The organism is Streptomyces sp. NPDC051963, assembly GCF_044593495.1.
GTDB lineage: Bacteria > Actinomycetota > Actinomycetes > Streptomycetales > Streptomycetaceae > Streptomyces.
Window position 1 is genome coordinate 40,565 of record NZ_JBIUCC010000009.1, and the last position, 12,631, is coordinate 53,195.

At 68.8% G+C, this 12,631-nt stretch carries 11 protein-coding genes; 3 read left to right on the plus strand and 8 right to left on the minus strand.

Annotated features, from left to right (window positions below; all coding sequences use genetic code 11):
• The first annotated feature begins 1 nt into the window (after nt 1).
• Nucleotides 2-1,279: an MFS transporter gene (locus ACIHFB_RS34590; RefSeq protein ID WP_365287818.1), complete on the plus strand. Its 1,278-nt coding sequence runs from the start codon at nt 2-4 to the stop codon at nt 1,277-1,279.
• A gap of 310 nt (nt 1,280-1,589) precedes the next feature.
• Nucleotides 1,590-2,609, plus strand: coding sequence for a sigma-70 family RNA polymerase sigma factor (locus ACIHFB_RS34595; RefSeq protein WP_365287816.1), 1,020 nt, complete (start codon nt 1,590-1,592; stop codon nt 2,607-2,609).
• Here the strand turns inward: ACIHFB_RS34595 and ACIHFB_RS34600 are convergent.
• On the minus strand, nt 2,493-2,879 hold the full coding sequence (locus ACIHFB_RS34600) for an STAS domain-containing protein (RefSeq protein ID WP_365287814.1): 387 nt from the start codon (nt 2,877-2,879) through the stop codon (nt 2,493-2,495). The genes ACIHFB_RS34595 and ACIHFB_RS34600 overlap by 117 nt on opposite strands.
• A 164-nt stretch (nt 2,880-3,043) precedes the next feature.
• On the opposite strand from ACIHFB_RS34600, the gene ACIHFB_RS34605 reads away from it, so the two are divergent.
• A complete protein-coding gene (locus ACIHFB_RS34605; RefSeq protein ID WP_365287812.1) occupies nt 3,044-3,964 on the plus strand; it encodes an AEC family transporter in 921 nt (306 codons plus the stop codon).
• Nucleotides 3,965-4,019: 55 nt separating this feature from the next.
• On the opposite strand, the gene ACIHFB_RS34610 is transcribed toward ACIHFB_RS34605, so the two are convergent.
• The 7 genes from ACIHFB_RS34610 to ACIHFB_RS34640 form a co-directional block, all read right to left on the minus strand.
• Nucleotides 4,020-5,303: a thymidine phosphorylase gene (locus ACIHFB_RS34610; RefSeq protein ID WP_400129176.1), complete on the minus strand. Its 1,284-nt coding sequence runs from the start codon at nt 5,301-5,303 to the stop codon at nt 4,020-4,022.
• Between the two features lie 78 nt (nt 5,304-5,381).
• On the minus strand, nt 5,382-5,771 hold the full coding sequence (locus tag ACIHFB_RS34615) for a cytidine deaminase (protein ID WP_365287810.1): 390 nt from the start codon (nt 5,769-5,771) through the stop codon (nt 5,382-5,384).
• Nucleotides 5,768-7,033, minus strand: a complete 1,266-nt coding sequence (locus ACIHFB_RS34620) for an ABC transporter permease (RefSeq protein WP_365287808.1) — start codon at nt 7,031-7,033, stop codon at nt 5,768-5,770. The genes ACIHFB_RS34615 and ACIHFB_RS34620 overlap by 4 nt, the downstream gene beginning before the upstream one ends.
• Nucleotides 7,030-8,151: an ABC transporter permease gene (locus ACIHFB_RS34625; protein WP_365287807.1), complete on the minus strand. Its 1,122-nt coding sequence runs from the start codon at nt 8,149-8,151 to the stop codon at nt 7,030-7,032. Before ACIHFB_RS34625 ends, ACIHFB_RS34620 begins: the two co-directional genes overlap by 4 nt.
• Before the next feature lies 1 nt (nt 8,152).
• Complete coding sequence (locus tag ACIHFB_RS34630) at nt 8,153-9,712, minus strand: ABC transporter ATP-binding protein (protein WP_400128991.1); 1,560 nt, start codon at nt 9,710-9,712, stop codon at nt 8,153-8,155.
• A 208-nt stretch (nt 9,713-9,920) separates the two neighbouring features.
• Nucleotides 9,921-10,967, minus strand: a complete 1,047-nt coding sequence (locus ACIHFB_RS34635; protein WP_365287803.1) for a BMP family ABC transporter substrate-binding protein — start codon at nt 10,965-10,967, stop codon at nt 9,921-9,923.
• Between the two features lie 559 nt (nt 10,968-11,526).
• On the minus strand, nt 11,527-12,570 hold the full coding sequence (locus tag ACIHFB_RS34640) for a BMP family ABC transporter substrate-binding protein (protein ID WP_365287801.1): 1,044 nt from the start codon (nt 12,568-12,570) through the stop codon (nt 11,527-11,529).
• Nucleotides 12,571-12,631: the final 61 nt, after the last annotated feature.

Below are 12,631 nucleotides of genomic sequence, written 5' to 3' on the forward strand. Positions count from 1 at the left end.
CATGCCTGCCAGTACCAAGGCGTCCACCCTCGTGGGCGCCGACCCAGCTGTCCCCACCGTCGCCGACTCCCGTATGGCCCCGGGCGGCCCCGGCTACCGCCGGATGAGCTTCGCCCTGTTCCTCGCGGGCGTGGCGACCTTCGCGCTCCTCTACTCCACCCAGGCCCTCCTCCCCCTGATCTCCGGCGAGTTCGGCGTGACGGCGAGCGACGCGAGCTGGACGGTGGCGGCGGCGACGGGCGGCCTGGCGCTGTTCGTCCTTCCGATGAGCGCGCTCTCCGAGCGTTACGGCCGTCGTACGGTGATGACGGCGTCGCTCGCGGTGGCGGTGACGGTCGGGATGCTGGTCCCCTTCGCCCCCTCGCTGCCCGCGCTGGTCGCGCTGCGGGCGTTGCAGGGCGCGGCGCTGGCGGGCCTGCCCGCGTCGGCGACGGCGTACCTGGCGGAGGAGGTCCGCCCCAAGGCGCTGGTGACCGCCATCGGCCTGTTCGTCGCGGGCAACAGCGTCGGCGGGATGAGCGGCCGGGTCATCACCGGCTGGGTCGCGCAGGAGTGGGGCTGGCGGGTCGCGGTCGGGGTCATCGGCGTGATCGCGGTGGCCTGTGCGGTGGCGTTCCGCCTGCTGCTCCCGTCCCCGAAGCACTTCACGCCGGGCTCGCTGCGCCCCGGCGTCCTGGTCCGTACGGTCCGCGACCACCTCTCCAACCCGCTGCTGCGCCGGCTGTACGCGATCGGCGCCCTGTTCATGACCGTCTTCGGCGGCGTGTACACGGTGATCGGCTACCGCCTCGCCGAGGAGCCCTTCGGCCTGCCCCAGGGCATCATCGGCTCGATCTTCCTCGTCTACCTGGTCGGCACGGTGTCCGCGTCCACGGCCGGCCGGCTGGTCGGTCGCCTGGGCCGCAGGGGCGCTCTGTACCTGGCCGGCGGCACGACGGCGACAGGCCTGCTCCTGTCCATCGCCGACTCCCTCCCCCTGGTCCTCCTCGGCCTCGTCCTCATCACGGCCGGCTTCTTCGCCGGCCACGCGGTCGCCTCCTCCGCCGTCAGCAAGACAGCCACCACAGGCCGCGCCCAGGCCTCCGCCCTGTACCAGTCGGCCTACTACATCGGCTCCAGCGCGGGCAGCACCGTCGGCGCGATCGCCTTCCACGCGGGCGGCTGGGCGGGGACGGTGGGCGTCGGCCTGCTGGCCATCCTCGGCGTCGTGACGATCACGGTCCTCGGTTCGAGGGCGGCACGGGTCGCTGCGCGAGGGGTACCGGTGGCGGCGCACTGAGGGCTTTTCGCCCCCACCGCCCCTACCCGTCCCGTCCTCCAGGGGGCTCCGCCCCCTGGACCCCTGCTCCGCAGGTCCGCAAAATCCAGCCCGTCCGGCGTTTGAGGACGAGGCCGTCAGGCCGACGGCGGGGGTCTGGGGGCGCGGCCCCCAGGGACGGGACGGGTAGGGGCGGCGGGGGCGAAAGAGCTCTGACCTGCACGTTCCCCCACTCCGCACGCCATTGTCAGTCCCCTGCGGTAGCTTCCAAGTGCTGGACGCAATGAGGCGTACGACACAGGGAACGGCCACAGGGGTGGGTGGACGATCGATGACCGACAGCACGACGACGACAACAGACCTCGACGACAAGCTGGAAGCACACCGAGTCGAGCTGACCGGCTACTGCTACCGCATGCTCGGCTCAAGCTTCGAGGCGGAGGACGCAGTCCAGGACACCCTCGTCCGAGCCTGGCGCAGCTACGACAGGTTCGAGGGCCGCTCCAGCCTCCGCTCCTGGCTCTACCGCATCGCGACGAACGTCTGCCTGGACATGCTCACCGCAGGCAACAAACGCGCCAGGCCGATGGACCTCACCGACTCCACCCCCCTCGCCCAGGCCGCCCTCTCCCCCCGCCCGGACAACACCTGGCTGGAGCCGATGCCGGACGCCCGCGTACTCCCCACCACCGCCGACCCGGCGGAGGCGGCGATCGCCAAGGAGTCCGTGCGGCTCGCCTTCATGGCCGCCCTCCAGCAACTCCCGCCCAAGCAGCGCGCGGTGCTGATCCTGCGCGAGGTCCTGGCCTGGAAGGCGAGCGAGGTCGCCGAGCTGCTCGGCACCACGGTCGCTTCGGTGAACAGCGCACTGCAGCGCGCCCGCGCCACCCTCGCCGAGCAGGACCACGGCAAGGCCACCGAGGCAGCGGTGGCCGACCCGCTGGACGAGGAGCAGCAGAAGCTCCTGGAGCGCTATGTCGCGGCGTTCGAGGGCTATGACATGACGGCTCTGACGGCGTTGCTGCACGAGGACGCGATCATGACGATGCCGCCGTTCGACCTGTGGCTGACCGGACACGAGGACATCACCGGCTTCATGACGACTCTCGGCGCCCCCTGCGCCGGCTCGCACCTGGTACCGGTCCAGGTCAACGGCCTGCCGGGCTTCGCCCAGTACAAGCCGGACCCGGAGACGGGCGGCTTCACGCCCTGGGCGGTGCAGGTCCTGGAGATCTCAGACGGCCGGATCACCGGGTTCCACTGCTTCCTGGACACCAAGCGCTGGTTCCCGCTGTTCGGTCTGCCCCTCCATCTCGAAGCGGAGACCGACCAGGTCGAGGAGGGCGTGTAGCGCGGGGTCGGGATCTCGGAGCCGGATCCGGCCCCCGGCCCGCCGGGCGGCGAGTTCGAGCCGGGCGAGCAGGTCGATGATGCCGAGGCCCGGCGGCCCGAGCCCCCCGACATCACACACCACCACTCCGGCCCCTGTGGCCTCCAGCAGCGCGCGCACGTCGTCGCACCGCCCTGTCACCTCATCCCGGGTGACGGGGCCGGCCAGCACGAGTACAGCGGGTGTCATGGCGTCCACGAGCGGTAGACCGGACGGGCGGACAGAACTCATCGGGGCAGGAGTCCGACCGGAGTCCCAGCCGGCGTCCCGACCGGAGTCCACCGACCGGGATCACATTGACCTGCGGCCCTTCTGCCCACGAGGGTTTGCTGTATGCCCCACGCAACAGCACCGCCCTGGATACGGCACGCCCTTCTCACCTTTGAGGAGGCTCCGTGCAGGGAGTGCTGACCGGCTTCGCGGTGATCGCGGCGGTCATCGGCGTGGGGTATGTCATCGGCCTGCGCGGATACCTGGGCGACCAGGGCCGCGAAGTCCTCACCAAGCTCGCCTTCCATGTGGCATCCCCGGCCCTGCTGTTCACCACCCTCGCCCAGGCCGACCTGTCGGTGATCTTCTCCAGCCGCCTGCTGGTGACCGCGCTGAGCACGGCAGCGGCAGCGGGCGTCTTCGTCGCGGTGGGCGCCGTACGCGGCTGGGGCCTGGGCCGTACGACGATCGGCGCCCTGTGCGCCGGCTACGTCAACTCGGGCAACCTCGGCATTCCGATCGCGGTGTACGTCCTGGGCGACGCCTCGCTGGTGGCGCCGGTGCTGCTGTTCCAGCTCCTGCTGATGACGCCCGTTGCACTGACGGTCCTGGACCTCTCGGCCCGGGACGGCAAGGATCCCCTGTGGATGCGGCTGCTGACACCGCTGCGCAACCCGATCGCCCTGGGCTCACTGGCCGGCGTCGCGGTCTCGGCGACCGGCTTCCGTGTCCCGGCACCCGTCATGGACCCGGTGACGCTGATCGGCAACATGTCGGTCCCCGCCGTCCTGCTCGCCTTCGGCATCTCCCTGTGCGGCAGCACGATGCCCGGCCGCGGCCCGGACCGGCAGCTGGTCCTGCTGTCGGTCGCGTTGAAGTCGGTGGGCCAGCCCGCGGCAGCCTGGGCACTGGCGGCCGGCGTCTTCGGCCTGCACGGCGCCCAACTCCTCGACGTCGTGGTGACATCGGCACTCCCGGCCGCGCAGAACCTCTACACCTACGCGTCGAGATACCAGGTGGGCGAGCGCCTGGCACGCGACTCGATCCTGGTGTCGACGGTGCTCTCGGTACCGGTGCTGGTGGTGATCGCGACCCTGCTCGGCTGAGGCGCCGGTATGCGAAAGGGGCCGGAGCCCTGAGGCCCGGCCCCTTTCGGGCGCGTCAGGCGATACGTTCCAGCACCACCGGCGACGCCGTGAAGCCAGTCCCGGGGGCGCCGATGTCGTACGAACCCTCGACCGCCTCCAGCGCATACTCGAACCGCTCCGGGGTGTCCGTGTGCAGGGTCAGCAGCGGCTGGCCCGCGGTCACCGTGTCCCCCGGCTTCGCGTGCATCTCCACGCCCGCGCCCGCCTGGACCGGGTCCTCCTTGCGGGCACGCCCCGCGCCCAGGCGCCAGGCCGCGACGCCGATGTCGTAGGCGTCGAGGCGGGTGAGGACACCGGCGGACGGGGCCTTGATCACGTGCCGTTCCTTGGCCGTGGGCAGCTCCGCGTCCGGGTCGCCGCCCTGGGCCGCGATCATGCGGCGCCAGACGTCCATGGCGGAGCCGTCGGCCAGGGCCTTGGCCGGGTCGGCGTCCTTCACACCGGCCGCGTCCAGCATCTCCCTGGCCAGGGAGATGGTCAGCTCGACCACGTCGGAGGGCCCGCCGCCCGCCAGCACCTCCACCGACTCGCGGACCTCCAGCGCGTTGCCGGCCGTCAGACCCAGCGGTGTCGACATGTCGGTCAGCAGCGCGACCGTCTTCACGCCGTGGTCGGTGCCGAGTCCCACCATCGTCGACGCCAACTCCCGTGCGTCCTCGATGGTCTTCATGAAGGCGCCGGTGCCGACCTTGACGTCCAGGACCAGCGAGCCCGTACCCTCGGCGATCTTCTTCGACATGATCGACGAGGCGATCAGGGGGATGGCCTCGACCGTCCCGGTCACGTCGCGCAGCGCGTACAGCTTCTTGTCCGCCGGGGCCAGACCGTCGCCCGCCGCGCAGATCACCGCGCCGACACCGTCCAGTACGGACAGCATCTCCTCGTTCGACAGCAGCGCCCGCCAGCCGGGAATCGACTCCAGCTTGTCCAGGGTGCCGCCGGTGTGGCCGAGGCCGCGGCCCGACAGCTGCGGCACGGCCGCCCCGCACGCCGCCACCAAGGGCGCCAGCGGCAGCGTGATCTTGTCGCCGACACCGCCCGTCGAGTGCTTGTCGGCCGTCGGGCGGGACAGGGACGAGAAGTCCATGCGCTCGCCGGAGGCGATCATCGCGGCCGTCCAGCGGGCGATCTCGCGACGGTTCATGCCGTTGAGCAGGATGGCCATCGCGAGTGCGGACATCTGCTCGTCGGCGACCTCCCCGCGGGTGTACGCGTCGATGACCCAGTCGATCTGTGCGTCGCTGAGTTCACCGCGGTCCCGCTTGGTACGGATGACGGAGATGGCGTCCGACAACACAACAGCCATGGCTTTCCTTCCGGCGTTCTGAAAAAGTGCGCGGCCCCTCTGAAGCGGTTCAGAGGGGCCGCACGGGAGTTACTTGGTGAGGTGCCCCGGCCCGAAGGCCTGCGGCAGCATCTCCGACAGCGGCAGGATTCCCGCCGGGGTCTCCAGGAGCAGGTCCGGGCCGCCGAACTCGTAGAGCAGCTGCCGGCAGCGGCCGCACGGGACGAGGATGTCGCCGTTGCCGTCGACGCAGGTGAAGTGCGTCAGCCGGCCGCCGCCGGTGCGCTGGAGCTCCGAGACCAGACCGCACTCGGCGCACAGCCCGACCCCGTACGAGGCGTTCTCGACATTGCAGCCGGAGACCGTGCGGCCGTCGTCGACCAGGGCCGCGACCCCGACCGGGTAGCGCGAGTAGGGGGCGTAGGCATGGGACATGGCGTCCCTCGCCACCGCCCGCAAGGCACCCCAGTCGACGGTCACTTGCCTTGCCCCTTCCGGTACGGCAGGCCGTCCGCCTTCGGCATCCGCAGGCGCTGGGCCGACAGCGCGAGGACGATCAGCGTGATGACGTACGGCGTGGCGGAGACGACCTGGTTGGGGACCTCGTTGGTGCCGGCGTACCAGGTGAACATCAGGCCGCCGATGAGCAGGGTGATCACGGAGGACGTGTACTTCTTCCGGAACGCCAGCCAGATGGCACCGATGGCCAGCAGCAGCGCGCCGAGCAGCAGCAGCGCGTGGACGTTCTCGGAGCCGCCGCGCAGGTTGAGGCTGTCGGTGTAGCCGAACAGGCCCGCGCCGATGGCGAGTCCGCCCGGCATCCAGTTGCCGAAGATCATCGCGGCGAGACCGATGTAACCGCGCCCGCTGACCTGGCCCTCCAGATAGAAGGGGTTGGCGACGATCGACAGGAAGACGCCGCCCAGGCCCGCCAGACCGCCCGAGATGATCACGGCGATGTACTTGTACTTGTAGACGTTCACACCGAGCGACTCGGCCGCGACGGGGTTCTCACCGCAGGAGCGCAGCCGCAGACCGAACGCCGTGCGCCACAGGATCCACCAGGTGGCGGGGATCAGCGCGATGGCGATCAGGGTCAGCCAGGAGACGTTGGTGATCAGACCGCCGAGCAGGCCCGCGATGTCGGAGATGAAGAACCAGCCGTGGTTGTTGAGGTCTCTGAGCCAGTCCGACAGTCCGGGCACCGTGAAGTGGCCGAGCGTGTCCACCGCCGGGGACTGCTTGGCCGAGCCGCCCTCGTGGCCCTCGAAGGCGAGGGGTGCGAGATAGCGGGTGGCGCCGAGGGCGAGGATGTTGATGGCCACACCGGAGACGATGTGGTTGACGTTGAAGGTGACGGTGACGATGGCGTGCAGCAGACCGCCGGCGCAGCCGCCGATGACGCCGATCAGGACACCGGTCCAGGGGCCCCACTGGAATCCGGCCCAGGCACCGAACCAGGTGCCGAGGATCATCATGCCCTCGAGGCCGATGTTGACGACGCCCGCGCGCTCGGCCCACAGACCGCCGAGACCGGCCAGGCCGATCGGTACGGCGAGTTGGAGCGCGGTGGACATCTGGCTGACGTTGGTGATGCCGTCGGCACCGGTGATGATGCGGACGATCGAGGTCAGCGCCAGGGCTCCGGCGATGACCAGCAGCAGGACGGGCAGCGACAGGCGGCGGCCGGTCGGCGCCGCGGGCTGCAGCGTGGGCTGGTTGACGTCGGTCGCGGTCGTCATCGGCCAGCCACCTCCTTCGTGGTGTTGGTGGCGCCGAGGACGTGACCGGCGGCCAGTTCGGCGCCGACGCGGCGCTGCTGGCGGCGCAGACCCCACTCGCGTACGGCCTCGTAGGAGACGACGACCGAGAGCACGATCAGGCCCTGCATGATGACCGCGATCTCCTTGTCGTAGTCGTGGAAGTCCAGTTCGGGGGATGCCTTGTCGAGCCAGGCCCACAGCAGGGAGGCGAAGGCGATGCCGACCGGGCTGTTGCGGCCGAGCAGGGCGATGCCGATACCGAGGAAGCCGATGCCGGTGGGGAAGTTGAGGTTGTAGGTGTGGGCGTCGCCGAGCAGGATCGGCAGGCCCGCGAGCCCGGCGAGGCCGCCGGAGAGCAGCATGGCGGTGAGCACCATGCGCTTGGGGTCGACCCCGCTGGCCGCGGCGGCGCTCTCCGAGGCGCCGGAGGCGCGCAGGTCGAAGCCGAACCGGGTGCGGTTGAGGGTGACCCAGAAGCCGATGCCGAGGAGCACGGCGAGGATCACCAGGCCGTAGATCTCGCCCGCGTCGCCCATGTTGATGCCCGGCACCCAGCCGGACTCGTGCATCTCGCCGGTGGTGTTGTTGTTGCCGACCTTGACGCCGAAGACGTTCGGCAGCCACAGGTAGGCGATCACCGAGGTCGCGATGGCGTTGAGCATGATCGTCGCGACGACTTCACTCACACCCCGGGTGACCTTGAGGACACCGGCGATGCCGGCCCAGAAGGCGCCGGTGCAGATGGCGGTCAGCAGCAGCAGCGGGACCTGGAGAACGGCCGGCAGGTTGGCGTGGGCGCCGACGATGGCGGCCATCATGGCGGCGAGCTGGTACTGGCCGTCGACGCCGATGTTGAACAGGTTCATCCGGAAGCCGATGGCCACCGCGAGCGCCGCGATGTAGTACATCGAGGCCTGGTTGATGATCAGGACCTGGATGTCGGAGAACCCGAGCTGTTCGAACATGATCGTGAACGGCTCGACCGGGTTCTTGCCCGAGGCGATCAGCACGATCGAGCTCAGGGCGAAGGCCACGGCGAGCGCGATGACCGGTCCGGCCACCGCGAGGAGCACGCGCTCCTTGTCGAACTTCTTCATATCAGCGGGCCTCGTCTTCGCCGGGCTCAGGGGCGGCTTCGGGGGTTTCCTCGTGCTCCAGATGACCGGTGGCCGCACCGGTCATGGCCGTGCCGAGCTCCTCCGGGGTGATGGTGGCGGGGTCGGCGTCGGCGACCAGCCTGCCGTTGTAGATCACCCGGAGGGTGTCGGACAGGCCGATCAGCTCGTCCAGGTCGGCGGAGATCAGCAGCACGGCCAGGCCCTCACGGCGGGCCTCGCGGATGTGGTCCCAGATCGCGGCCTGGGCGCCGACGTCCACACCCCGAGTCGGATGCGCGGCGATGAGGAAGCGCGGCTTGTGGGTCATCTCCCGCCCGACGATCAGCTTCTGCTGATTACCACCGGACAGCGAGGCGGCGGTGACGTCGATACCGGGCGTCCGGACGTCGTACGCCTCCACGATCTTCCGCGTGTCCTCCTGCGCGGCCTTCGGATCGAGCCAGACGCCCTTGGCGTTGGGCTTCTCCGTGACATGGCCGAGGATGCGGTTCTCCCAGAGGGGCGCCTCCAGAAGGAGACCATGCCGATGCCGGTCCTCGGGGATGTACCCGATCCCCTGCTCGCGGCGCTTGCGTGTGGTCCAGGAGGTGATCTCCTCCTCGGCCAGCGTGATGACGCCCGAGTCGGCGGCCTTGAGCCCGATCAGGGCATCGACCAGCTCGGTCTGCCCATTGCCCTCGACACCGGCGATGCCGAGCACCTCACCGGCATGGATGGTGAAGGTGATGTCGTCGAGCAGGGCCTTCCCGCCCACCGCTTCCAGCCGCAGCTTCTCCACGCCGATGACCGGACGATCAGTAACCGTCGATTCGGCGGTCTCCGGCGTGGGCAGCTCACTGCCGACCATCATCTCGGCGAGCTGACGCGGCGTGGTCTCGGCAGGAACGGCGGTACCCACGGTCGTACCCCGCCGAATGACGGTGATCTCATCAGCGACCGACAACACCTCGCCCAACTTGTGCGAGATGAAGATGACCGAGAGCCCCTCGGCCCGCAGCTCGCGCAGGTTGTCGAAGAGAGCGTCGACTTCCTGCGGCACGAGCACAGCAGTGGGCTCGTCCAGAATCAGAGTGGTCGCACCCCGGTAGAGAACCTTGAGAATCTCCACCCGCTGCCGAGCAGCAACACCGAGCTCCTCCACCAGCACATCGGGCCGCACCCCCAGCCCATACCGCTCGGAGATCTCCTTGATCTTCCGTCGAGCACGGCCCCCGATGCCATACAGCTTCTCGCTGCCCAGCACCACGTTCTCGAGGACCGTCAGATTGTCGGCGAGCATGAAGTGCTGATGCACCATGCCGATGCCACGCACGATGGCGTCGGCAGGGCTGCCGAAGCTGACCTGCTCGCCGTCGACGGCGATCGTGCCCTCGTCCGGCTTCTGCATGCCATAGAGGATCTTCATCAGCGTCGACTTGCCGGCGCCGTTCTCACCGACCAAGGCATGAACGGTGCCCTTGCGGACGCTGAGGTGAATGTCGTGGTTGGCCACGACGCCCGGAAAACGCTTAGTGATCCCGGCGAGCTCGACGGCGGTCACCTGACCGTGGACCGCCGCTCCGGCCGGAGGGCTGCTGGACGCGTTGATGGCGCACACTCCTGGGGACGGGGGTCGTCTACGCGCGTAGCGCCCCTACGGCATACAAAGGGGCGACGCATCGCTGACAACGGGGTACGGGGAGAAGCCTCCCCGTACCCCGTTGAGCGGACGTAACCCCGCGGTTACACGCTGCTCAGGGTCTCGATATTCAGCTGGACTTGACCTTGATCTCGCCGCTGATGATCTTCTCCTTGGCCGTCTCGATGGCTTCCTGGAGCCCGGCGTCGTCGGCAAACTTGGGGTTGGAATTCGCCAGGCCGACCTGACCTGTCTTCAGATCGCCCCTGACGATACCGGTCTCGGGCTTACCGTCCTCGACCGACTTAGCCAGGTTGTACACCGCCTTGGCGACGTCCTTCGTGGCCGAGGTGAGGATGGAGTCCTTGTACGAAGCCAGCGCGGCCTGCTTGTACTGATCCGAGTCGACACCGATCGCCCACACCTTGTTGGCGGCGGCGGCCTCGATCACGCCCTGCCCAGACAGACCGGCAGCCGCATACACAACATCGGCCTTCTTCTCGATCTGCCCCTCGGCGGCCGACTTGCCCTTGTCAGGGCTCGAGAACCCGCCCTCCTCCGCAGTCTGCGTCAGATACTGCGAAAGCACCTTGACCTTCGAATCAGTATCCTTGACCCCCTGCTCGAAACCGGCCTGGAACTTGTGGATCAGCGGAATGTCAACACCGCCCACAAAGCCAACCGTGTTGGTCTTCGTGGCCTTCGCCGCGGCCACCCCTGCCAGATACGAGGCCTGCTCCTCGGAGAACACCAGGTCGGCCACATTGTCGGCCTCCACCTGGGAGTCGTCGACGACGCCGAAGGTGGTGTCCGGGTACTTCTCCGCGACCTCCTTGACGGCCGGCGCGTACGCGTAGCCGATGCCGATCACGGGGTTGTACCCCTGCTTCGCCAACGAGGCCAACCGCTGCGCCTTGTCGGCATCGGTCTCCCCGTCCGTCGGCTCGACATCGTCCGTCTGGTACCCGAACTCCTTCTTCGCCTGCTCCAGCCCCGCGTACGCGGCGTCGTTGAAGGACTGATCGCCCTTGCCGCCGACGTCGTAGGCGATGGCGAGGCCCTTGTCACCGTCCGACTCCGACGAGGCGGACGTAGACGTACCGCCACAGGCGGAAAGTGCAAGGGCGAGGGAGGCGGTCGCTGCGCCTGCGACCGCGAGGCGGGAAACCCGGCGCATGTGTGGTGCTCCTGTCGTACAAAGCGCCGCACGGATCGGCTTCGGCGCTGGCTTCGCCGCAGATTAACGCGCGTAGACCAGCCTGAAAACCCCTTCTGTCCACCTTGTTATCCGCCCGTGCCCAAGCTGTACGACGGTGGACGCCCGGCGCTGACGCGTTAACGCAGATCGAGGTCGCCCGGGGGTGGGACACGCAACCCGGCGCTAACGGGTTGCCGCCTGCGCCCACCCGTGCCGCCCCAGGCGGCACGACTGCCCGCAGCCGGGCGGGGCGGGTGCCCGCGGCTGGACGGGGTGGCACCCGCGATGGGTTGGGACGCCCCGCAGCCACCGGCAACCCGTTTTGGCACGACCCGCAGTCGACCGCGGCGAGAAGGGGGCGTGGTGGGGGTGTCTGCCCGCAGCGGTTGGCGCGTCAACGCGGGCACCTTTCCAAGTGACCGATTTCGCGCCGTTCCGAGGACGGACACCCCCACCACGCCCCCGACCCCCCACAAGCCGAAGCGGGCGGCCGCCCCAAGGCAACCACCCGCTTCCCCCCGAACCCAACAACCGAGTACTACTCGGTCTTGACCTTGATGGTCCCGTCGATGATGCCTTCCTTGGCCTTGGCCACGGCAGCCGACAGCCCCGCGATCTTGGCGAACTCAGGGTTGCTCTCGGAGAGGCCGACGCCGTTCACCTTCAGGTCGAACGTCTGCGTACCGGTCAGCGGCTTGCCGTCCTCAACCGACTTGGCCAGGGCATACACCGCACCGCCGACATCCTTCAGAGCAGAGGTCAGGATGTAGTTCTTGTACGAAGCCAACGCAGCCTGCTTGTACTGATCGGAGTCAACACCGATCGCCCACACCTTCGCCTTGGCCGCAGCCTCGATCACACCCTGCCCCGACAGACCGGCAGCCTGGTAGACGACATCGGCGTTGTTCTCGATCTGCCCCTCGGCCGCAGCCTTGCCCTTGTCAGGGCTGGAGAACCCACCCTCCTCGGCAGTCTGGGTCAGATACTGCGAGACGACCTTGACCTTCGGGTTGGTCTCCGCGACGCCCTGCTTGTAGCCGGCCTCGAACTTGTGGATCAGCGGAATATCAACACCGCCCACGAAGCCCACCGTGTTGGTCTTCGTAGCCTTCGCCGCAGCCACACCGGCGAGATACGAGGCCTGCTCCTCGGCGAAGACGAGGGACGCGACGTTGTCGCCCTCGACGACCGAGTCGACGATGCCGAAGGTGGTGTCCGGGTACTTCGGAGCGACTGCCTCCATCGCGGGACCGTAGGCGAAGCCGATGCCGATCACCGGGTTGTAGCCCTGCTTGGCCAGCGAGGCCAGCCGCTGCTCCTTGTCGGCATCCGTCTCACCCTCGGTGGGCTCGACGTCGTCGGTCTTGTAGCCGAACTCCTTCTGGGCCTTCTGCAGACCCGCGTACGCGGCGTCGTTGAAGGACTGGTCGCCCTTGCCGCCGATGTCGTACGCGATGGCAAGGCCCAGGTCCTCCTTGGCCTCGTCACCACTGTCACTGCTGGTGCCACCGCAGGCAGTCGCGGCGAGTGCGAGCGACGCGACCCCCACCGCGACGCGGGTCAGTTTGGATATCCGACGCATCGTGAAGTTCCCCATTCTCCAAGCCCCGCAGTGGGTGCTGAGTTCGGCGCACATTAACGCG

Coding starts and splice junctions, on each gene's coding strand:
- ACIHFB_RS34590 (WP_365287818.1), top strand. CDS start 2: ATGCCTGCCAGTACCAAGGCGTCCACCCTCGTGGGCGCCGACCCAGCT.
- ACIHFB_RS34595 (WP_365287816.1), top strand. CDS start 1,590: ATGACCGACAGCACGACGACGACAACAGACCTCGACGACAAGCTGGAA.
- ACIHFB_RS34600 (WP_365287814.1), bottom strand. CDS start 2,879: ATGAGTTCTGTCCGCCCGTCCGGTCTACCGCTCGTGGACGCCATGACA.
- ACIHFB_RS34620 (WP_365287808.1), bottom strand. CDS start 7,033: ATGACGACCGCGACCGACGTCAACCAGCCCACGCTGCAGCCCGCGGCG.
- ACIHFB_RS34625 (WP_365287807.1), bottom strand. CDS start 8,151: ATGAAGAAGTTCGACAAGGAGCGCGTGCTCCTCGCGGTGGCCGGACCG.
- ACIHFB_RS34635 (WP_365287803.1), bottom strand. CDS start 10,967: ATGCGCCGGGTTTCCCGCCTCGCGGTCGCAGGCGCAGCGACCGCCTCC.
- ACIHFB_RS34640 (WP_365287801.1), bottom strand. CDS start 12,570: ATGCGTCGGATATCCAAACTGACCCGCGTCGCGGTGGGGGTCGCGTCG.